Source organism: Streptomyces misionensis (assembly GCF_900104815.1).
GTDB classification, from domain to species: Bacteria; Actinomycetota; Actinomycetes; order Streptomycetales; family Streptomycetaceae; genus Streptomyces; species Streptomyces misionensis.
Window position 1 is genome coordinate 2,193,602 of record NZ_FNTD01000004.1, and the last position, 21,090, is coordinate 2,214,691.

Sequence of the window (21,090 nt, forward strand, 5' to 3'; positions counted from 1 at the left end):
GCCCGGAACGAGGAGACGGCGGGGATGGCCACCATCCCCGCCGTCTCGCGTATCCGGGATCAACGACCGTAGGAGTACGGCGCGTCGGCCGGTGCCCGGCGGGCGTGCAGCGCCGGATGGTCGGTCAGCCGGATGCCGTAGCGCCGCTTCAGGAGGGCCAGCTCGTACAGGGCGATGCCGGTGACCGTCACCGGGGCGCCGAGGACGAACACGATGCCGAGGGCGAGTCCGAGGCCGTGCAGATCGCCGGTGAACAGGTCCGGCAGGGCCATCAGCCAGCTGGTGACGACGGCGAGCAGGGGCGGCAGGGCGCGGTGCACGGCCGCCGTGCCGAAGAAGTTCCCGGTGACGCGCAGGGCCCCGGCACCGACGAACCAGATCAGCCACAGCGTCACCAGGCTCACCGGCAGGATCAGCAGCCCCGAGCCCAGCTCGCTGTTGTGCTGGAGCAGCAGCAGGGCCACCACCGCCGAGGCGATGAAGGTGAGCAGCAGCCCCAGTGCCCTCAGCAGCGCCGGGCGCAGGGCGCGCAGGCTGCCGGTGCGCCGCCAGATCCACAGCATCACCCCGACCGTCAGCGGGGCGATCACCAGCAGCACCCCACAGGCGACGAGCAGGTTCTCCAGCATCTCCGTGACGGCGAAGCCGCCCTGCACGAAGGTGTAGACGCCGATGGCGGCGACCGTGCCCCCGGCCACCCGGATCCGCTTCAGCTGCTCCACGGTCGGGTCGAGCGGCTCGGGTATCCAGGCCGGGTGGAACACCGCCCGTGCCGCGTGATGGGCTTTCAGCCAGTTCCGCTCGCGCTGTTCTCCCGGCCTGCGGATCCCCCGTGCCACGGCACACTCCCCCGAGTCGCGTTGTTCATGATCATCGGGAGTGTACGGGACACGGGGGACGCCATCGGGCCGGGCCGCCGACCGGCCGTCGGGGGCCTTGGCGCCGGTCTCGGCGCACGGCCCCTCAGCTCCGGCCCCTCAGCTCCGGCCCCTCAGCTCCGGCCGCGCAGCTCCCGGTAGCGGGCGACCAGCGCCTTGGTCGAGGCGTCGAGGCCGGGGGCCTCGGCGCCCTCGGTGAGGGCGGGTTCGACGCGCTTGGCGAGGACCTTGCCCAGCTCCACGCCCCACTGGTCGAAGGAGTCGATGTCCCACACCGCGCCCTGCACGAAGACCTTGTGCTCGTAGAGGGCGATCAGCTGGCCGAGCACGGAGGGAGTGAGTTCCCTCGCCAGGATGGTGGTCGTGGGCCGGTTGCCCGGGAAGGTCTTGTGGGGCACCAGTTCCTCGGGCACGCCCTCCGCGCGGACCTCCTCGGCGCTCTTGCCGAAGGCGAGCGCCTGGGTCTGGGCGAAGAAGTTGGCCATCAACAGGTCGTGCTGGGCCTTCAGTTCGCCGTTCAGCTCGGCGACCGGCTCGGCGAAGCCGATGAAGTCGGCCGGGATCAGCTTGGTGCCCTGGTGGATCAACTGGTAGTACGCGTGCTGCCCGTTGGTGCCGGGAGTGCCCCAGACCACCGGCCCGGTCTGCCAGTCGACCTGCTTGCCGTCCCGCGCCACGTACTTGCCGTTGGACTCCATGTCCAGCTGCTGGAGGTAGGCGGTGAACTTGGACAGGTAGTGGCTGTACGGCAGCACCGCGTGCGACTGGGCGTCGTGGAAGTTGCCGTACCAGATGCCCAGCAGGCCGAGCAGCAGCGGGGCGTTGGCCTCCGGGGGCGCGGTGCGGAAGTGCTCGTCCATCAGCCGGAAGCCGTCCAGCATCTCCCGGAACCGGTCCGGTCCGACGGCGATCATCAGGGAGAGGCCGATCGCGGAGTCGTACGAGTAGCGGCCGCCGACCCAGTCCCAGAACTCGAACATGTTGTCCGGGTCGATGCCGAACTCGGCGACCTTGCCCGCGTTGGTGGACAGCGCCACGAAGTGCTTGGCCACCGCGGCCTCGTCGCCCAGCGCGGCCAGCAGCCAGGCGCGCGCGGAGGTCGCGTTGGTGATCGTCTCGATCGTGGTGAAGGTCTTGGAGGCGACGATGAACAGGGTCTCGGCCGGGTCCAGGTCGCGGGTGGCCTCGTGCAGGTCGGCGCCGTCCACGTTGGAGACGAAGCGGACGGTCAGCTCGCGGTCGGTGTAGGCGCGCAGCGCCTCGTAGGCCATGGCGGGGCCGAGGTCGGAGCCGCCGATGCCGATGTTGACCACGTTCCTGATGCGCTTGCCGGTGTGCCCGGTCCAGGCGCCGGAGCGGACCCGCTCGGCGAAGTCGGCCATCTTGTCGAGCACCGCGTGCACCTTGGGCACCACGTTCTCGCCGTCGACCTCAATCACCGCGTCCCGCGGGGCGCGCAGCGCGGTGTGCAGCACCGCCCGGCCCTCGGTGACGTTGATCTTCTCGCCCCGGAACATGGCGTCCCGCAGCCCGGCCACGTCCCTCGCCGCGGCCAGCTCGCGCAGCAGCCGCAGGGTCTCGCCGGTGACCAGGTGCTTGCTGTAGTCGATGGTGAGGTCGCCGACCCGCAGGGTGTACCCGGTGCCGCGCTCGGGTTCGGCGGCGAACAGGTCCCTCAGATGGACGCCGGCCAGCTCCTCCCGGTGCTTGGCGAGAGCGGTCCACTCGGGCGACTGGTTGAGCCTGGTACGGCCGTCTGCGTTCATTTCCGACTTCCGCCTTCTTTCGTGCCTGTCCCAGCGGGTTCCAACCTAATTGATCACTGCCGGGTACGGGCCGCGGTCGCGCCGTCCTCGGGGGCGACAGGGCGGGCAGCAGGGCGGCGGAGGCGTTGTCGCGATGGCCACGGGCGGTCAGGGCGGCGTTGAGCGACGGTCGGCCGCGGCACGGCGGTGCGCGGCGCGGCGTCGGAGCGGAACGGCACGGCGGCGCTCCACGGCCACCGGAAAACCCCGCGCCATGCGGGCGCGCGCATCCGCCCCGTCGCCGTCGCCACAACTCCCCCTCGCGGTCGTCGCCTTCACGAGAACCGTAGGGGGTGCCACTGACAACGGGCCGCGGGCGAGCGGGTGGATACGGCTCCGGCCAGGCACCCGAGGGGCCCGGCCGGTCGTCAGTTCCTAGATCTCGCCGCGGAGTTTGGCGAGCGCCTCGGCGAGGATCGCCTCGCCGTCCGCGTCGCTGCGCCGCTCCCGCACATAGGCGAGGTGGGTCTTGTACGGCTCGGTGCGCGGCGGGTCCGGGGGGTTGTCCCGGTCCTGGCCGGCCGGAAAGCCGCAGCGCGGGCAGTCCCAGGTGTCGGGAACCTGCGCGTCGCTGGCGAAGCTCGGCTGCGTCTCGTGCCCGTTGGAGCACCAGAAGGAGATGCGCAGCCGCGGTGCGGACTCGCCGCGCTCGGCCTCGCCCATCGGCCCCGCCCCGACCCGGCTTCCTCGGATCGCGTTGCCACTTGCCACGGTCGTAACTCCCTGCGTGATGGTGCCGCGAAGCGAGTCGGCGTTCCGCTTCGCCGCGAGCGCCTCAGTCTACGTAAGGCCCAACGCGCGTCCAGTGATTGGAGTTACCGCCCCCACATCCAGACGCAAGCCCCATGATAGGCCGCGCATGGGAGCGCGTACCGAACATGGGGCTCAACGTACGGAATGTGTGGGCCGTGCGGCCCGGGATCAGCTGTTCGTCTTCATCAGGATGCCGAGGACCACGATGCACGCGAGCCACAGCACGCCGATCACGACGGTGATCCGGTCGAGGTTGCGCTCGGCGACCGAGGAGCCGCCGACGGAGGACTGCATGCCGCCACCGAACATGTCGGAGAGGCCGCCGCCCTTTCCCTTGTGCATCAGCACCAGCAGCATCAGCAGCAGGCTGAAGACGATCAGGGCGATCGAGAACCCCAAAACCACGGCTGGACCAACTTCCTCGGAATCGGATGGACGACGGGGGCACAGCACCTGGGCCGTGCCCCCGCAAGAGTACGACGTATCGCGGCTACCGCCTACTCATGAGCGGCGTCACCGCACCGTCACTGATCGCGGAAACGCACGATCTTGACGAACTCGTCGGTGTCCAGCGACGCGCCGCCGACCAGGGCGCCGTCGATGTCGGCCTTGGCCATGATCTCGGCGACGTTGCCGGACTTCACGGAGCCGCCGTACTGGATGCGGACCTTGTCGGCGACGTCCTGCGAGTACAGTTCGGCGATCTTGGCGCGGATGGCGGCGCAGACCTCCTGGGCGTCGTCGGAGCCGCAGACCTTGCCGGTGCCGATGGCCCACACCGGCTCGTAGGCGATCACGATGGTCTCGGCCTGCTCGGCCGGGAGGTCCTTCAGGCCGCCCTCGACCTGGGCGAGGGTGTGGGTGACGTGGTTGCCCGCCTCGCGGACGTCCAGCTCCTCGCCGACGCACAGGATCGGGGTCAGGCCGTGCTTGTAGGCGGCCTTGACCTTGGCGTTGACCACCTCGTCGGTCTCGTGGTGGTACTGACGGCGCTCGGAGTGGCCGATGACCACGTACGTGCACTTCAGCTTGGCCAGCATCGGGCCGGAGATCTCGCCGGTGTAGGCGCCGGAGTCGTGCTGCGAGATGTCCTGGGCGCCGTACTTGATCTTCAGCTTGTCGCCGTCGACCAGGGTCTGCACGGAGCGCAGGTCGGTGAAGGGCGGCAGGACGGCGACCTCGACGGCCTCGTAGTCCTTGTCGGCCAGGGCGAAGGCGAGCTTCTGGACGTGGGCGATGGCCTCGAGGTGGTTGAGGTTCATCTTCCAGTTGCCCGCCATCAGCGGCGTGCGGGTGGTCATACGGGGTCAGTCCTCCAGTGCGGCGAGGCCGGGGAGCGTCTTGCCCTCGAGGTATTCGAGGGAGGCGCCGCCACCGGTCGAGATGTGGCCGAATGCGTTCTCGTCGAAGCCGAGCGTGCGCACGGCCGCGGCGGAGTCACCGCCGCCGACGACGGTGAACCCGTCCGAGTCGACGAGGGCCTGGGCGACCGCCTTGGTGCCCTCGGCGTAGTCGGGGTGCTCGAAGACGCCCATGGGACCGTTCCAGAAGACGGTCTCGGCGTCGGCGAGCTTCGAGGCGTACAGCTCTCGGGTCTTGGGGCCGATGTCCAGGCCCTCCTGGTCGGCGGGGATCTTGTCCGCGTCGACGGTGGTGAACTGGCTCGGCGCCTTGGTCTTGAGGTCCGGGAAGTCCCGGGCCACGAGGACGTCGACGGGCAGGACCAGTTCCACGCCCTGCTTCTCGGCGCGCTGCATGTACTCGGTGACGGCCGGGATCTGGTCCTCCTGGAGGAGGGAGATGCCGACCTCGTAGCCCTTGGCCTTGAGGAAGGTGTAGGCCATGCCGCCGCCGATGAGCAGCCGGTCGGCCTTGCCGAGCAGCTGGTCGATGACGGCGAGCTTGTCGGAGACCTTGGCGCCGCCGAGCGCGACGACGTAGGGGCGCTTGACGTCCTCGGTGAGCTTCTTCAGGACGCCGACCTCGGTGGCGATGAGGTGGCCGGCGTAGTGCGGCAGCCGGGCCGGGAGGTCGTACACGGAGGCGTGCTTGCGGTGCACGGCGCCGAAGCCGTCGCCCACGTACACGTCGGCGAGGGCGGCGAGCCGGTCGGCGAACTCGCCGCGCTCGGTGTCGTCCTTGGCCGTCTCGCCCGGGTTGAAGCGCAGGTTCTCGATGACCGCGACCTGGCCGGGCTCAAGGCCGTCGACGGCGTCGTGGGCGGCGGGGCCGACCGTGTCCTGGGCGAAGGCGACCGGGGCGCCGAGCAGTTCACCGAGGCGCTCGGCGGCGGGCAGCAGCGAGAAGGCGGGGTCCGGGGCGCCCTTGGGGCGGCCCAGGTGCGAGGCGACGATCACCTTGGCGCCCGCGTCGGCGAGAGCCTTGACGGTGGGCAGCACGGCGCGGATGCGGCCGTCGTCGGTGATCGTCCCGTCGGCCAGCGGCACGTTGAGGTCGGCGCGGACGAAGACCCGCTTGCCGCTTACGCCGTCGGCGAGAAGTTCGTCGATCGTCTTCATTGAGTGGACTCCTGAGGAGGGCTCGTGGTGCACCTGATCGTATGAGGACGTGGTCCGTGCGCGAGACAGGGCCCGGCGGGCGCCGCGCTGCGCCTGCCGAGCCCTGCTCTCATGTCACGGTCGTGCTGCTGTGGTCTTCGGCGATCAGAGCTGGTTGCCGACGAAGACCGTGAGGTCCACGAGACGGTTGGAGTAGCCCCACTCGTTGTCGTACCAGCCGATGACCTTCACGTTCTTGCCCTCCTGGACCATGGTCAGGGAGGAGTCGAAGGTGCAGGACGCCGGGGCGTTGACGATGTCCGAGGAGACGATCGGGTCCTCGGTGTAGTCGAGGAGGCCCTTGAGCTCGCCCTCGGCGGCCTTCTGGAAGGCGGCGTTGACCTCTTCCTTGGTGACCTCGCGGCTGAGTTCGACGACGAGGTCGGTGACGGAGCCGGTCGGGACCGGGACGCGCATGGCCAGGCCGTCCAGCTTGCCCTTGAGCTGCGGCAGGACCAGGGCGGTGGCCTTGGCGGCACCGGTGGTGGTCGGGATGATGTTCTCGGCGGCGGCGCGGGCCCGGCGCAGGTCCTTGTGCGGGAAGTCCAGGATGCGCTGGTCGTTGGTGTACGCGTGCACCGTGGTCATCAGACCCTTGACGATGCCGAAGTTCTCGTCCAGGACCTTCGCCATCGGGGCCACACAGTTGGTGGTGCACGACGCGTTGGAGATGACGTGGTGGTTCGCCGGGTCGTACTTGTCCTGGTTGACGCCCATCACGATGGTGATGTCCTCGTCCTTGGCCGGAGCCGAGATGAGGACCTTCTTGGCGCCGCCGGCCAGGTGCTTGGCGGCGTCCTCGCGCTTGGTGAAGATGCCGGTCGACTCGATGACGATGTCGACGCCCAGCTCGCCCCAGGGGATGTCCGCCGGGTTGCGCTCGGAGAGCACCTTGATGGTGTGGCCGTCGACGGTGATCGTGTCGGCGGTGTGGGAGACCTCCTGCTTGAGGCGACCCAGGATCGTGTCGTACTTGAGCAGGTGGGCCGTGGTGGCCGTGTCACCCAGGTCGTTGACAGCCACAACCTCGATGTCCGCACCCTGCTCCAGCAGCGCGCGGAAGTAGTTACGGCCGATGCGGCCGAAGCCGTTGATGCCTACGCGGATCGTCACGAACCGATCTCCTCGTTGGTACGCCGGCCATGCGAGCCGGCGAGCTCTGTTTGGGATGTCCCCGACCACCACCGACCCTACCTCTCCGAGGGGCCCTCGGTGACATCGAGATGGCGCATACATGGGCAGGTCTTCCGTACACGTCAGTAGGGGTACGGACCCCCCTGGATCGGCGGTCGATTCACCCGGATTTGCTATCCCATGTCCCCCGTTGCTGACGTCGTTGTCACTCGTTCGTGAGCGGGTCGGCTCACCTGTTGAGTACCCCGATTCCGCACCCTTGATGAGGGCTCCGCTCACCTGTGGTATGGAGTCGGGGAGTTCGACGGGCGAGGGCAAACGAAAAGCCGGTGCCGGATCCCTCGGACGGGGATGCGGCACCGGCGTGTCGGCGCGCTGCGCGGAGCGGTCAGCCGGCCAGGTTGTCCGCCAGCTCCTCGGTCAGGTTGGCCTCGGTGCCCGGGATGCCGAGATCGGCCGCCCGCTTGTCGGCCATGGCCAGCAGCCGGCGGATGCGGCCCGCGACCGCGTCCTTGGTCAGCGGCGGGTCGGCGAGCGCGCCCAGCTCCTCCAGCGAGGCCTGCTTGTGCTCCATGCGCAGCCGCCCGGCCGCGGCGAGGTGCTCGGGCACCTCGTCCCCGAGGATCTCCAGCGCGCGCTGCACCCGGGCCCCGGCGGCCACCGCCGCGCGCGCCGAGCGCCGCAGATTGGCGTCGTCGAAGTTGGCGAGCCGGTTGGCCGTGGCCCGCACCTCGCGGCGCATCCGGCGCTCCTCCCAGGCCAGCACCGACTCGTGCGCGCCCAGCCGGGTCAGCAGCGCGCCGATCGCGTCGCCGTCACGGACGACCACCCGGTCCACCCCGCGCACCTCGCGGGCCTTCGCGGCGATCGACAGCCGGCGGGCGGCGCCGACCAGCGCCAGCGCGGCTTCCGGACCCGGGCAGGTCACCTCCAGGGAGGAGGAGCGGCCGGGCTCGGTCAGCGAGCCGTGCGCGAGGAACGCCCCGCGCCAGGCCGCCTCCGCGTCGCAGGTGGCCCCCGAGACCACCTGCGGGGGCAGCCCGCGGATCGGCCGGCCCCGGCCGTCGACCAGGCCCGTCTGCCGGGCGAGCTGGTCGCCGCCCGCGACGACTCTGACGACGTAGCGCGAGCCGCGCCGCAGCCCGCCAGGCGCCATCACGATCAGTTCGGAACTGTGCCCGAAGATCTCCAGGATGTCCCGCTTGAGGCGGCGCGCCGCCATCGCGGTATCCAGCTCCGCCTCGATCACGATGCGCCCGCTCACCAGATGCAGGCCGCCGGCGAACCGCAGAATGGCGGAGACCTCCGCCTTCCTGCAGCAGGTCCGGGTGACGGGGAGCCGGGAGATCTCGTCCTTCACCGCTGCCGTCATCGCCATGGGCCGATCCTTCCATGCATCCGAAAAATACGGTCGTACGCGGCGGCCAACAGCTCCGGGTCGTGCCGGGGTGTTCCGTCGGTCCGGGCCACCGTGGCCAGCTCGACCGCGGCGCCCAGCCGCTTGGCGGCCTCGGTGAGCGAGTCGCGGTCGGGCACGGCGGCCTCGTCGGCCAGCACCACGTCCAGGGCGAGTTTAGGGGCGTGTCGCCCCAAAACCTCCAAATGACGCTGCGGGGAGAAGCCGTCGGTTTCTCCCGGCTGCGGGGCGAGGTTCAGGGACAGGACCTTGCGCGCCTTGGTCTCGGTCAGTGCGTCCAGCAGTTCGGGCACGAGCAGGTGCGGGATCACCGAGGAGAACCAGGAGCCGGGGCCGAGCACCACCCAGTCCGCGTCCAGGACCGCCGCCAGGGCCTCGGGGACGGCCGGCGGGTCGTTCGGCACCAGGTGCACGGACTGCACCTCACCGGGGGTCAGCGCGACCGTGGCCTGCCCGCACACCGTGTCCACGTCCTCCGGGCGCTCCGGGTCGTGCCCCTTGACCAGGGCCTGGAGTTCCAGCGGCACGGCGGACATGGGCAGCACCCGCCCGTGCGCGCCGAGCAGCTTGCCCACCAGGTCCAGGGCCTGGACGTGGTCGCCGAGCTGCTCCCACAGGGCGACGATCAGCAGGTTGCCCACCGCGTGGTCGTGCAGGTCGCCCTGGGAGGTGAAACGGTGCTGGATGACCCGGGCCCACGTCTGGCCCCAGTCGTCGTCGCCGCAGAGCGCGGCCAGCGCCTTGCGCAGGTCGCCGGGCGGCAGCACGCCCAGTTCGTCGCGCAGCCGGCCGCTGGAGCCGCCGTCGTCGGCCACGGTGACCACGGCGGTGAGATCGCCGGTGATCCGGCGCAGTGCGGCGAGCGAGGCCGACAGGCCCATGCCGCCGCCGAGCGCGACCACCTTGGGCTGGGCGCCCCGGCGGCGGGGCCGGCCCCCGCGGGCCTCGGCGGGGCGGCCGGCCCCGGTCCCGGCGGTGCGGCCGGAGCGCGCGTCCGGCACCATCCGGCGCAGCCGGCCCAGCCGCGGTGTACGTTCCGTCATTCCCGTCCCATGTCCCGGTGCACGACCACCGTCTCGACCCCCTCGGCCGCGAGGCGCGCGGCGAGCTTCTCCGACATCGCGACCGAGCGGTGCTTGCCCCCGGTACAGCCGATGGCGATGGTCACGTAGCGCTTGCCCTCGCGCCGGTACCCTGCCGCGATGAGCCGGAGCAGCTCGGCGTAGCGGTCCAGGAACTCCTTGGCGCCGGGCTGGTTGAAGACGTAGGCGGCGACCTCCTCGTTGAGGCCGGTGAACGGGCGCAGCTCCGGGACCCAGTGCGGGTTCGGCAGGAACCGCATGTCCGCGACGAGATCGGCGTCGACCGGCAGGCCGTACTTGAACCCGAAGGACATCACGGTGGCCCGCAGTTCGGGCTCCTCCTCGCCGGCGAACTGGGCGTCCATCTTGGCGCGCAGCTCGTGCACGTTGAGGCTGGAGGTGTCGATCACCAGGTCGGCGTCGCCGCGCAGTTCGCGCAGCAGCTCCCGCTCGGCGGCGATGCCGTCCACGATGCGGCCGTCGCCCTGGAGGGGGTGCGGGCGGCGCACCGACTCGAAGCGGCGCACCAGGGCCTCGTCGGAGGACTCCAGGAAGACGATCCGCCGGGTGACGTGCTTGGCCTCCAGGTCCGCCAGGGACTCGCGCAGGTTGTCGAAGAAGCGGCGGCCGCGGACGTCCACGACCACCGCGATCCGCGCCACGTTGCCCTGGGAGCGGGCGCCCAGCTCCACCATGGTGGGGATGAGGGCGGGCGGGAGGTTGTCCACGACGAACCAGCCGAGGTCCTCCAGACACTTCGCGGCCGTCGAACGGCCCGCTCCGGACATGCCGGAGATGATCACCAACTCGGGGATGGCCGCCTCGGGTACCCCGGGTGTCTCGCTGCCCGTACTCACCTGTGCTCCGTTGTCGTCGGCCGCGTCCTGGCCCGTGTGCCGCCGGGCGTCGGACCGGCCCGTGTGCTGCCGGGCCGTGTCGTCGCCCGGGCCGCCGCGGGCCTGATCTCGGCGCGGCGTGGGGTCTGCGTCGTGCTCGGTCATGTCTCCTGCCCCCGTCGTTCGTCCGGGGGACCCGTGGTCACGGGCGCCCCCGAGGAACCCGCCGTCGCCTCGGGTTCCTCGTCTTCCATGATCTCTCCGGTCGCCGTGTTCACGGCGGGTGCGGCCGGGGCCGCCTGGGCGAGGGCCGCGGCGATGGTCTCGGCCGTCTTGCGGCCTATCCCGGGCACTTCCTGGATCTGTTCGATTGTGGCGGACCGCAGCCGCTTCACCGAGCCGAAATGCTTGATGAGCGCCTGTTTCCTGGTGTCGCCGAGGCCGGGGACGTCGTCCAGCGGGCCGGCGCGGAAGCGCTTGGCGCGCTTGGTGCGCTGGTAGGTGATCGCGAACCGGTGGGCCTCGTCCCGGACGCGCTGGAGCAGGTACAGGCCCTCGCTGGTGCGGGGCAGCACGACGGGGTCGTCCTCACCTGGCAGCCAGACCTCCTCCAGCCGCTTGGCGAGGCCGCACACCGCGATGTCGTCGATGCCCAGCTCGTCCAGCGCCCGCTGGGCCGCCGCGACCTGCGGCTGACCGCCGTCGACCACGACGAGCTGGGGCGGGTAGGCGAACTTCCGCGGGCGGCCGTCGTCGTCCTTGAGGACGCCGTCGACCGGGCCGACGCCGGGTTCCGGGGCGGTCGGGGCCGGCTCGGCCGGGACGGATCGCGTACCGGTGACGGCACCGGCTCCGGGGCGGGCGTCCGCGTCGGTGCCGGTGAGCGGGGGGACGGCGGCGGAGGGCGTGGCCAGGGTGCCGACGGGTTCCGTGCCGACGGGTGCCGCCGAGCCGGCTGGGGTGGTGGCGCCGTCGGTGTCCTCGCCGTCGGCCCACTCCCCCGTCCGCTCCTTCTCGGCGAGGTACCGCTTGAAGCGGCGGGTGATCACCTCGTGCATGGAGCGGACGTCGTCCTGGCCCGCGAAGCCCTTGATCTGGAAGCGGCGGTACTCGCTCTTGCGCTGCAGGCCGTCCTCGAACACCACCATGGAGGCGACCACGTCGTCCCCCTGGAGGTGCGAGATGTCGTAGCACTCGATGCGCAGCGGGGCGCTGTCCAGGCCGAGGGCGTCGGCGATCTCCTCCAGGGCGCGGGAGCGGGTGGTGAGGTCGGAGGCGCGCCTGGTCTTGTGCAGGGCGAGCGCCTGCTGGGCGTTGCGCTGCACGGTCTCCATGAGCGCCTTCTTGTCGCCGCGCTGCGGGATGCGCAGCGACACATGTGAGCCGCGGCGGCCGGTCAGCCACTCCTGGACCGGCTCGACCGGCTCGGGCAGCGCCGGGACCAGGACCTCCTTGGGCACGGCGTCCCCGGTCTCCTCGCCGTACAGCTGCTGCAGGGCGTGCTCGACCAGGGCGCCGGTGGTGACCTCCTCGACCTTGTCGGTCACCCAGCCGCGCTGACCGCGCACCCGGCCACCGCGCACGTGGAAGATCTGCACGGCCGCCTCCAGCTCGTCCTCGGCGACGGCGATGAGGTCCGCGTCGGTCGCGTCGGCGAGCACGACCGCGCTCTTCTCCATGGCCTTTCTCAGGGCCCCTATGTCGTCGCGCAGCCGGGCGGCGCGCTCGTACTCCATCTCCTCCGCCGCCTCCATCATCTGCTTCTCCAGACGGCGGAGGTAGGTGCCGGTGCGGCCGGCCATGAAGTCGCAGAACTCGTCGGCCAGGTCCCGGTGGTCCTCGGGGCTGATGCGGCCGACGCAGGGGGCGGAGCACTTGCCGATGTAGCCGAGCAGGCAGGGCCGGCCGGTGCGGGCGGCGTTCTTGAACACGCCCGCCGAGCACGTGCGCACCGGGAAGACCCGCAGCAGCAGGTCGACGGTGTCCCGGATGGCCCAGGCGTGTCCGTACGGCCCGAAGTACCGCACGCCCTTCTTCTTGTGACCGCGCATCACCTGGACGCGCGGGAACTCCTCGTTCATCGTCACCGCGAGGTACGGGTAACTCTTGTCGTCGCGGTACTTGACGTTGAACCGGGGGTCGAACTCCTTGATCCAGGAGTACTCCAGCTGCAGCGCCTCGACCTCGGTGGACACCACGGTCCACTCCACGGACGCGGCGGTGGTCACCATGGTCCGGGTGCGTGGGTGCAGGTTCGCCAGGTCCTGGAAGTAGTTCGCCAGGCGCTGGCGCAGGCTTTTCGCCTTTCCGACGTAGATCACCCGGCGGTGCTCGTCACGGAACCTGTACACCCCGGGGGTGTCCGGGATGTCTCCCGGCCTGGGGCGGTAGCTGGAGGGATCGGCCATGTCTCACACCCTACTGGCGAGCGCCGACACCGCGTCGGGCCTGTGGACGACGCCGCCGCCGCGGCGCGCGGACCGGTCCGTTCCGGCTCCGGGGCCCGAAAGGGCCGCCCGTGGGCGCCCGCCGGCCGACGAGGGTCGGGGTCCGGCCAGTCGTACGGCGCGACCGGCCCCAAGGTGTTGTCGGGTGCTGATCAACACGCTTCAATGCGGGGGAACTCGGGGCCGGCACGTGCGAAGGGGCGCGGCGTGCGCAGCCATGGGCGTCCATGACGCCACGGGGGTGGCCCCGCACACCCGCGCAGACGGTCCGACCAGCCGTCGTGACACCTCACAGAAAGGCCCCTCGGCATGCTGCACGCCACACAGCACGCGGACCTTCCCGGCGGGGAACTGGACTCGGCCCTGCGGGGCGGCCCCTTCCACGTGGCGCTGCGGGCCGCGATCGCCGCGCGCGGCCTGCCGCTCCAGCGCGTGCAGCACCATCTCTCGCGCCACGGGGTCAAGGTCGGGGTGACCAGCCTGAGTTACTGGCAGCAGGGCGCCCGCCGCCCGCAGCGCCCGGAGTCGCTGCGCGCGGTACGCGCCCTGGAGGAGATCCTCCAGCTGCCGGACGAGTCCCTGATCCGGCTGCTCGCCGAGCCCGACCGGCATCCGGGGTCCGACCGCCGGTCGGCCCGCTCCTACCGCTCCCTGGTCGAGGCGTCGGCCGTGCTGGACCGGCTCCGGGCCGAGCTGGGCCGCCCGGCGGACGGCGGGCTGCACACCCTGGGCCACCACGAGTGCGTCCGGATCGGCGCCCGGCGCGAGCTGGCGGCCCGCGAGGCCCATCACATCGTGCGCGCCCACCGCGACGGCGTCGACGGCTTCCTCGTGGTGCACCAGGGCGATGCGGGCTGCGCGCCGCGCGACATGCGGGTGCGGGCCCTGGAGAACTGCCGCACCGGGCGTGTCCGCTTCGACCAGGAGACCGGGGTGCTGGTGGCCGAGCTGCTCTTCGGCACCCGGCTGCGCGCCGGGGACACCTTCCTCTTCCGGTACGCCGTCGAGGACGGCACGGCCGAGACGGCCCGCGAGTACCTGCGGGGTTTCGACGCGCCCGGCGGTCAGTACGCGCTCCAGGTGCGCTTCGACGCGGCGGCGCTGCCGGTTCGCTGCCACCGGTTCACCCAGCACTCCCCGGCGGCCCCGCGCGGCGGGCGGTACGAACTGCCCGTGACCGCTCCGCACCACTGCGTCCATGTGGTCGAGCCGCGCATCCGGCCGGGCATCGTGGGCATCGCATGGGACTGGCAGCGGTGAACGGGAGCGCGGCGCCCGCCGGTTGACCCGGGACCGGTCGGGTCGCCGCCGGGGTCAGGCCGCCGGGCCCGCGACGATCTTGCCGTCCTTGGTCTTCACCGACAGCTCGGTCAGCGGCACGGTGGCCGGCGACTGGACCACCTTGCCGGTCATGGCGTCGAACTGGCTGCCGTGGCAGGGGCAGATCAGGGTCGTCCCCTGGAGCTTGTTGATGGGGCAACCGGCGTGCGTGCAGATCGTGCTGTACGCCTTGAGCGCCCCGCTGTCGTCCCTGCTGACCACCACGTTGTGGTCCCGGTAGAGCTTGGCGCCGCCCTTGGCGACCTCGCTCTCGGCGCCCAGGTCCACCGGAGCGGTCGGGTTGGACGCGGAGGCGCCGTTGCCTCCCGGTGCGGAGCACGCTGCCAGGCCGAGCCCGGCGACCGGGACCACGGCGGCCCCTCGAAGGACGGTACGACGGCTCGCGGACGGTCGCGTGGGCATCTCGAACTCCACTGGTCAAGGGGTGTACGGGGCGACGATACCGGGGCAGAAGGGCCGCTCCGGGGGCGGGGTGCGGTGCGTGCGGCGGAGGGCCGGGGAGGGCCGGGGAGGTGTGCGGCGCGGCGAACGGGAGCGCGTAAACGCTTGCGCAAGCGTTTACGCGGGGCCGGTCGATGGGATACCTTCCCGGCCTGAAGACCGCACTCGCCGGGGACCGCCTGGTGGGGGCCGGGCGGGAACGGCCGGCGGACGGGCGGGGAGGGGAACGCGATGCCCACCATGGCGGACGTCGCGCGGAGCGCCGGGGTCTCCGTGGCGACCGTCTCCCACGTGCTCAACGGCACACGCCCGGTGCTGCCGGGCACCCGGCAGGCCGTCCTGGACGCCGTGGACGCCCTCGGGTACACGCCCAACACCCTGGCCCGCTCCCTGGTGACCGCCCGCACCCGGTCCATCGGGCTCGCGGTGTCGGCGATCAGCAACCCGTACTTCACCGAGATCCTCCAGGGCGTCGAGGCCGCCGCCCTGGAGGCCGGGTACGGCCTGCTCCTGGCGGACCCGCACGACGATCCCGCACACGAGCGGAAGGTCGCGCGGCTCCTCCACGAGCGCCGGGTGGACGGCATGATCGTCGCTCCGTCCGCGCAGCCGGGCGAGCTGGTCGGCTATCTGCGCCGGCACGCCGTACCGACCGTGTTCCTCGACCGGCTGATCGACGGCGCGGACGCGGCTCCCGACGCGGGCTCCCCGCGCTTCGACCAGGTGTGCGCCGAGAGCGCCGGTCCGACGGCCCGGCTCGTGGCCCATCTCGCCGGGCTGGGACACCGCCGGATCGGCCTGGTCGCGGGCCTGCCGGGGCTCAGCACGACCCGTGAGCGCGTCGCGGGCTACCGGGACGGCCTCGCCGCCGCGGGCCTGGCCCTCGACGACCGCCTCCTGGTGTCCGGCAACTCCGAGTCGGCCGGTGCCGAACGCGCCGCGGCCGCCCTGCTCGCCCTGCCCGATCCGCCCACCGCGCTCGTCACCGCCAACAACGCGATGACGCTCGGCACCCTGCGCGCCCTCGCCGGGCGCGGTCTGTCCGTGCCCGGCGACCTCGCCCTGTGCTGCTTCGACGACTTCCCCTGGGCCGACCTGTTCTCGCCCCGGCTCACCGCCATCGCCCAGCCGAGCAGGGAGCTGGGCGCCCAGGCTGTGCGGCTGCTCCTGGAACGCCTGGCCGAGCCGGACCGGCCGCCCCGCACGGTCCGACTGCCCTGCACGTTCGTGCACCGCGGCTCCTGCGGCTGCCCTGAGGGACCCGAGCGGCCCGATGCGGCGCCGGGCCCCGCGTCGTCCGCCCTGTCCGAACCGCTGCCCGAGTCCCCGTCCGAGAAGGGAACCTCCTCGTGATCGTCGTCGCCGGTGAGGCACTGATCGACCTGGTACCGCAGGGCCCCGGCGCCCTGGCGGCCCTGAAGCCGGCGCCCGGCGGCGGCCCTTACAACACCGCGGTCGCCCTCGGCCGGCTCGGCTCGCCCACCGCCTTCTGCTCCCGGACGTCCTGCGACGCCTTCGGTGAGGCGCTGCTCGACGGGCTGCGGCGGTCGGGCGTCGAGGTGTCCGGCGTGCAGCGCGGGCCGGAGCCGACGACTCTCGCGGTGGCCACGATCGACGACGGCGGCTCGGCCGCGTACTCCTTCTACGTCGACGGCACCGCCGACCGTCTCTTCACCGCTCCTCCCTCGCTCCCGGCGGGCACGCGGGCGGTGTCCTTCGGCACCCTTTCGCTCGTCCTGGAGCCGGGGGCGAGCGCCTACGAGGAGCTGCTGCGGCGGGCGGCCGGGCAGGGTCTTTTCACCGCGCTCGACCCGAACATCCGGGCGGGACTGATCCCGGACGCGGACGCCTACCGGGCGCGCTTCGCGAGCTGGCTGCCGTCGGTGGCGCTGCTGAAGGTGTCCGAGGAGGACGCGGCGTGGCTGGGCGGCACGCCGCGCGAGTGGCTGGCCGAGGGGCCGTCGGCGGTGGTGGTGACCCGGGGCGGCGACGGTCTGACCGTGTTCACCGAGGGCGGCGAGTACTCCGTGCCCGGCGAGAAGGTGGACGTCGTGGACACCATCGGTGCCGGGGACACGGTGAACGCCGCCCTGCTGCACGCTCTGGCCGCCCAGGACGCGCTGTCGCCGCGGGCGCTGGCGGCCCTGGGAGCGGAGGGCTGGACCCGGCTGCTGCGCTTCGCGGCGCGCGCGGCGGCGATCACCTGCTCGCGGGCGGGGGCGGAGCCGCCGTACGCGGCCGAGCTGGGTGATCTGTGAACCGTCTGGTTCCTCTCTGCTCTTGTCAAGGAGCGGCCGCCGGTCGGTGCGACTGACGAGAGAACGAGCGGCGCCCCGCGGGGAGTTCCCGCGGGGCGCCGTCTTCCTGATCCGATGTCAGTTCTCGTTCCGATCGAGCCGGCCGGGGTCTGATCCGGCGTCAGTCCTTGCGGGCGCGCGTCGTCTTCTTCGCCGGCGTCGCCTTCTTCACGGCCGTCTTCCGGGTGGTCGCGGCGGCCTTCTTGGTCGCCGTGTCGTCGGCCTTGACCGTCACCGTCTTCTTCGCCGCCGACTTGGCCGCGGCCGTCTTCCGGGTGGCGCGCGGCGCCTTGACGGGTTCCGCGTCGCTGATGCGCTCGGCGCCGAGGATCTCGCGCAGGAACTTGCCGGTGTGGCTGGCCGGGACCGCGGCGACCTCCTCGGGCGTGCCCTCGGCGACCACCAGACCACCGCCGGCGCCGCCCTCCGGGCCCATGTCCACGAGCCAGTCGGCGGTCTTGATCACGTCGAGGTTGTGCTCGATGACGATGACCGTGTTGCCCTTGTCGACCAGGCCGCCGAGGACCGTCAGCAGCTTGCTGATGTCCTCGAAGTGCAGACCGGTGGTCGGCTCGTCCAGGACGTAGACCGTGCGTCCGGTGGAGCGCTTCTGGAGCTCGCTGGCGAGCTTGACGCGCTGGGCCTCACCACCGGAGAGGGTGGTGGCGGACTGGCCGAGGCGGACGTAGCCGAGGCCGACGTCGTTCAGCGTCCTCAGGTGGCGGGAGATCGCCGGGACCGCCTCGAAGAAGTGCATGGCCTCCTCGATCGGCATGTTCAGCACCTCGGCGATGGACTTGCCCTTGTAGTGGACCTCCAGGGTCTCCCGGTTGTACCGGGCGCCGTGGCAGACCTCGCACGGGACGTAGACGTCCGGGAGGAAGTTCATCTCGATCTTGATGGTGCCGTCGCCGGCGCAGTTCTCGCAGCGGCCGCCCTTGACGTTGAAGGAGAAGCGGCCCGGCTGGTAGCCGCGGACCTTCGCCTCGGTGGTCTCGGCGAACAGCCTGCGGATGTGGTCGAAGACGCCGGTGTAGGTCGCCGGGTTGGACCGCGGGGTGCGGCCGATGGGCGACTGGTCGACGTGCACGACCTTGTCCACCAGGTCGTCGCCCGCGACGCGGGTGTGCCGGCCGGGGACGGTCCGGGCGCCGTTCAGCTCGCGCGCCAGGTGGGTGTAGAGGATGTCGTTGACCAGGGTGGACTTGCCGGATCCCGACACGCCCGTGACCGCCGTGAAGACACCGAGCGGGAAGGACACGTCGATGTCCCGGAGGTTGTTCTCGCGGGCGCCGTGCACGGTGAGCTGGCGGGAGGGGTCGCGGGGGCGCCGGACGTCCGGGAGCGGGATCGCCTTGCGGCCGGAGAGGTAGGCGCCGGTCTCCGACTCGGTGTTGGCGAGCAGTTCCTTCAGCGAACCGCTGTGCACCACCTTGCCGCCGTGCTCACCGGCGCCGGGGCCGATGTCCACCACCCAGTCGGCGACCTTGATGGTGTCCTCGTCGTGCTCCACCACGATGAGCGTGTTGCCCATGTCGCGCAGCCGCACCAGGGTCTCGATCAGCCGGTGGTTGTCGCGCTGGTGCAGACCGATGGAGGGCTCGTCCAGCACGTACAGCACGCCGACCAGGCCGGAGCCGATCTGGGTGGCCAGGCGGATGCGCTGGGCCTCGCCGCCGGAGAGGGTGCCGGCGGCGCGGTTGAGCGAGAGGTAGTCCAGGCCGACGTCGACCAGGAAGCGCAGCCGCTCGTTGACCTCCTTGAGCACCCGCTCGGCGATCTTCTTGTCCCGCGCGTTCAGCTTCAGCTCGCCCAGGAACTCCGCGCAGTCGCTGATCGACATCGCGGAGACCTCGGCGATCGACTTCTCCATGATGGTCACGGCGAGCACGATCGGCTTGAGGCGGGTGCCCTCGCAGGAGGGGCAGGGCACCTCGCGCATATAGCCCTCGAAGCGCTCCCGGCTGGCGTCGCTCTCGGCCTCGCTGTGCCGGCGCTTGACGAAGGGCACCGCGCCCTCGAACGGCGTGGTGTACACGCGCTCGCGGCCGTACCGGTTGCGGTAGCGCACCTCGATCTGGGTCTTGTGGCCGTACAGCAGGGCCTTCCTCGCGCGCTGCGGCAGGCCCGCGAACGGGATGTCCGTGCGGAAGCCGAGCGCGTCCGCGAGGGCGCCGATCAGGCGGCCGAAGTAGTCCTTGGTGTGTCCGTGCGACCAGGGGTGGATGGCGCCTTCGTCCAGGGACTTGTCGGGGTCCGGGACGATCAGCTCGGGGTCGACCTCCATGCGGGTGCCGATGCCGGTGCACTCGGGACAGGCGCCGAAGGGCGAGTTGAAGGAGAAGGAGCGCGGCTCCAGCTCCTCGAAGGACAGGTCGTCGTACGGGCAGTACAGGTGCTCCGAGTACATGCGCTCGCGCTCGGGGTCGTCCTCGGGGAGGTCCACGAAGTCGAGCACGACCATGCCGCCGGACAGGCCGAGGGCGGTCTCCACGGAGTCGGTGAGGCGGCGCTTGGCGGAGTCCTTCACCGTGAGGCGGTCCACGACCACCTCGATGGTGTGCTTCTCCTGCTTCTTCAGCGTCGGCGGCTCGGACAGCTGGACGGTCGTGCCGTCCACGCGCGCGCGGGAGTAGCCCTTCGTCTGGAGGTCGGCGAAGAGGTCCACGAACTCGCCCTTGCGCTCGCGCACCAGCGGCGACAGCACCTGGAAGCGGCTCCCCTCCGGCAGCTCCAGCACCTTGTCCACGATGGCCTGCGGCGACTGGCGCGAGATCGGGCGGCCGCACTCGGGGCAGTGCGGCTTGCCGATGCGCGCGAAGAGCAGCCGGAGGTAGTCGTAGACCTCGGTGATGGTGCCGACGGTCGAGCGGGGGTTGCGCGAGGTCGACTTCTGGTCGATGGAGACCGCCGGGGACAGGCCCTCGATGAAGTCGACGTCCGGCTTGTCCATCTGGCCGAGGAACTGCCGTGCGTACGAGGAGAGGGACTCCACGTAGCGCCGCTGGCCCTCGGCGAAGATCGTGTCGAAGGCCAGGGAGGACTTGCCCGACCCGGACAGGCCCGTGAAGACGATGAGCGAGTCGCGAGGCAGGTCGAGCGAGACATTCTTCAGGTTGTGCTCGCGCGCGCCACGGACGATGAGACGGTCGGCCACGCCGGTCCGCACCTTTCTTGGGAGAAGTGACAGGGGCGGGCCCCCGTCTTCTCCAGACTAGGGGGAGCCACTGACAACGCCGGTCGGATTGCCCGGTTGCATAACAATCCCCGGCCTTCCAGCATGCCCGACGCCACGCTCGACGATATAGCACGCGCATTCGATTTGCGGACGAGCTTCACGAGCTTCACCCGAACGTGTGGCACCGCTAGGGTCGGGCCCATGATTGATCACGCTCATGACCTGGCATGTGTACGTGACGCGACCGACCGGCTGCTGCGCGCGGTCGCCCGACTGGACAACGCCTCGCTCGCCGAGCCGTCACGGCTTCCCGGCTGGACCCGCGGACACATCCTCGCCCACCTCGCCCGCAACGCGGACGCGCTCGTGAACGCCCTGGAGGGCCGTCCCATGTACGCGAGCGCCGCGGCGCGGGACGCCGACATCGAGGACGGCGCGCCGCGTCCCCTGGACGTCCAGCTCGCCGACCTGCGCGAAAGCGCGGACCGGTTCCGGGCGGCAGGGGACGCGCCCGCGGACTGGACGCGCACGGTGGAGCTGCGCAACGGGGTCACCGACGCCGCGGCCCGGCTGCCGTTCCGGCGGTGGGCCGAGGTGGAGCTGCACCACGTGGACCTCGGCGTCGGCTACGAGCTGGCGGACGTCCCCGCGGAGTTCCTGGAGCGGGAGACCGGCTTCCTCGCCCAGCGGTTCTCGGGCAACCCGGACGTCCCCGCCACCCGGATCACGGACGGCACGCACACCTGGGACACCGGCAGGGCCGCGGACGAGCCCGAGGTGACCGTCTCGGGCCCGGCGGCGGAGCTGGTCGGCTGGCTCGCCGGACGGCGCGACGGCTCCGCGCTGACCGCGGAGGGCGGCGCGCTGCCGAAGCTGCCGCCGCTGTAGGACCCGGCCCGCGCGACATGGACGGCCCGCCCGGC

General features: G+C 71.6%; 17 protein-coding genes. 4 read left to right on the top strand and 13 right to left on the bottom strand.

The genetic code is table 11. From position 1 onward, the window contains the following. Nucleotides 1-59 precede the first annotated feature (59 nt). From BLW85_RS11575 to uvrC, 11 genes are all read right to left on the bottom strand, one after another. Nucleotides 60-839 (bottom strand): hypothetical protein, encoded by a 780-nt coding sequence (locus BLW85_RS11575; protein WP_143060439.1) that lies wholly within the window; start codon nucleotides 837-839, stop codon nucleotides 60-62. A 152-nt stretch (nucleotides 840-991) separates the two neighbouring features. Beyond that, complete coding sequence (pgi, locus tag BLW85_RS11580) at nucleotides 992-2,644, bottom strand: glucose-6-phosphate isomerase (protein ID WP_074991997.1); 1,653 nt, start codon at nucleotides 2,642-2,644, stop codon at nucleotides 992-994. Nucleotides 2,645-3,058: 414 nt separating this feature from the next. After that, a complete protein-coding gene (locus BLW85_RS11585; RefSeq protein WP_003957010.1) occupies nucleotides 3,059-3,394 on the bottom strand; it encodes an RNA polymerase-binding protein RbpA in 336 nt (111 codons plus the stop codon). Between the two features lie 210 nt (nucleotides 3,395-3,604). Then, on the bottom strand, nucleotides 3,605-3,835 hold the full coding sequence (secG, locus tag BLW85_RS11590) for a preprotein translocase subunit SecG (protein ID WP_070028463.1): 231 nt from the start codon (nucleotides 3,833-3,835) through the stop codon (nucleotides 3,605-3,607). 125 nt (nucleotides 3,836-3,960) lie between these two features. After that, entirely contained in the window at nucleotides 3,961-4,737 is a 777-nt protein-coding gene (gene tpiA / locus BLW85_RS11595) for a triose-phosphate isomerase (RefSeq protein WP_070028464.1), read from the bottom strand. Between the two features lie 6 nt (nucleotides 4,738-4,743). Then, complete coding sequence (locus tag BLW85_RS11600) at nucleotides 4,744-5,955, bottom strand: phosphoglycerate kinase (protein WP_074991998.1); 1,212 nt, start codon at nucleotides 5,953-5,955, stop codon at nucleotides 4,744-4,746. 144 nt (nucleotides 5,956-6,099) lie between these two features. Then, nucleotides 6,100-7,107, bottom strand: coding sequence for a type I glyceraldehyde-3-phosphate dehydrogenase (gene gap, locus BLW85_RS11605; RefSeq protein WP_070028466.1), 1,008 nt, complete (start codon nucleotides 7,105-7,107; stop codon nucleotides 6,100-6,102). 409 nt (nucleotides 7,108-7,516) lie between these two features. Further along, entirely contained in the window at nucleotides 7,517-8,506 is a 990-nt protein-coding gene (gene whiA / locus BLW85_RS11610; protein WP_014672011.1) for a DNA-binding protein WhiA, read from the bottom strand. Further along, the gene (locus BLW85_RS11615) at nucleotides 8,497-9,588 is read right to left on the bottom strand and encodes a gluconeogenesis factor YvcK family protein (protein ID WP_074991999.1); all 1,092 of its coding nucleotides are present in this window, start codon (nucleotides 9,586-9,588) and stop codon (nucleotides 8,497-8,499) included. Before BLW85_RS11615 ends, whiA begins: the two co-directional genes overlap by 10 nt. Further along, a complete protein-coding gene (rapZ, locus tag BLW85_RS11620; protein WP_074992000.1) occupies nucleotides 9,585-10,628 on the bottom strand; it encodes an RNase adapter RapZ in 1,044 nt (347 codons plus the stop codon). The genes BLW85_RS11615 and rapZ overlap by 4 nt, the downstream gene beginning before the upstream one ends. Continuing rightward, the gene (gene uvrC / locus BLW85_RS11625; RefSeq protein ID WP_074992001.1) at nucleotides 10,625-12,871 is read right to left on the bottom strand and encodes an excinuclease ABC subunit UvrC; all 2,247 of its coding nucleotides are present in this window, start codon (nucleotides 12,869-12,871) and stop codon (nucleotides 10,625-10,627) included. The genes rapZ and uvrC overlap by 4 nt, the downstream gene beginning before the upstream one ends. Nucleotides 12,872-13,219: 348 nt before the next feature. Here uvrC and BLW85_RS11635 point away from each other — a divergent pair, with 348 nt between their 5' ends. Continuing rightward, complete coding sequence (locus BLW85_RS11635; RefSeq protein ID WP_074992002.1) at nucleotides 13,220-14,170, top strand: hypothetical protein; 951 nt, start codon at nucleotides 13,220-13,222, stop codon at nucleotides 14,168-14,170. Between the two features lie 54 nt (nucleotides 14,171-14,224). Here BLW85_RS11635 and BLW85_RS11640 read toward each other — a convergent pair whose 3' ends face one another. After that, a complete protein-coding gene (locus BLW85_RS11640) occupies nucleotides 14,225-14,653 on the bottom strand; it encodes a Rieske (2Fe-2S) protein (RefSeq protein ID WP_074996042.1) in 429 nt (142 codons plus the stop codon). A gap of 270 nt (nucleotides 14,654-14,923) precedes the next feature. Here BLW85_RS11640 and BLW85_RS11645 point away from each other — a divergent pair, with 270 nt between their 5' ends. Continuing rightward, nucleotides 14,924-16,045 (top strand): LacI family DNA-binding transcriptional regulator, encoded by a 1,122-nt coding sequence (locus BLW85_RS11645; RefSeq protein WP_074992003.1) that lies wholly within the window; start codon nucleotides 14,924-14,926, stop codon nucleotides 16,043-16,045. Continuing rightward, the gene (locus BLW85_RS11650; RefSeq protein ID WP_074992004.1) at nucleotides 16,042-16,950 is read left to right on the top strand and encodes a carbohydrate kinase family protein; all 909 of its coding nucleotides are present in this window, start codon (nucleotides 16,042-16,044) and stop codon (nucleotides 16,948-16,950) included. Before BLW85_RS11645 ends, BLW85_RS11650 begins: the two co-directional genes overlap by 4 nt. Before the next feature lie 160 nt (nucleotides 16,951-17,110). On the opposite strand, the gene uvrA is transcribed toward BLW85_RS11650, so the two are convergent. Beyond that, complete coding sequence (gene uvrA / locus BLW85_RS11655) at nucleotides 17,111-20,146, bottom strand: excinuclease ABC subunit UvrA (RefSeq protein ID WP_074992005.1); 3,036 nt, start codon at nucleotides 20,144-20,146, stop codon at nucleotides 17,111-17,113. A gap of 222 nt (nucleotides 20,147-20,368) precedes the next feature. Here uvrA and BLW85_RS11660 point away from each other — a divergent pair, with 222 nt between their 5' ends. Further along, a complete protein-coding gene (locus BLW85_RS11660; RefSeq protein ID WP_074992006.1) occupies nucleotides 20,369-21,055 on the top strand; it encodes a maleylpyruvate isomerase family mycothiol-dependent enzyme in 687 nt (228 codons plus the stop codon). Nucleotides 21,056-21,090 lie beyond the last annotated feature (35 nt).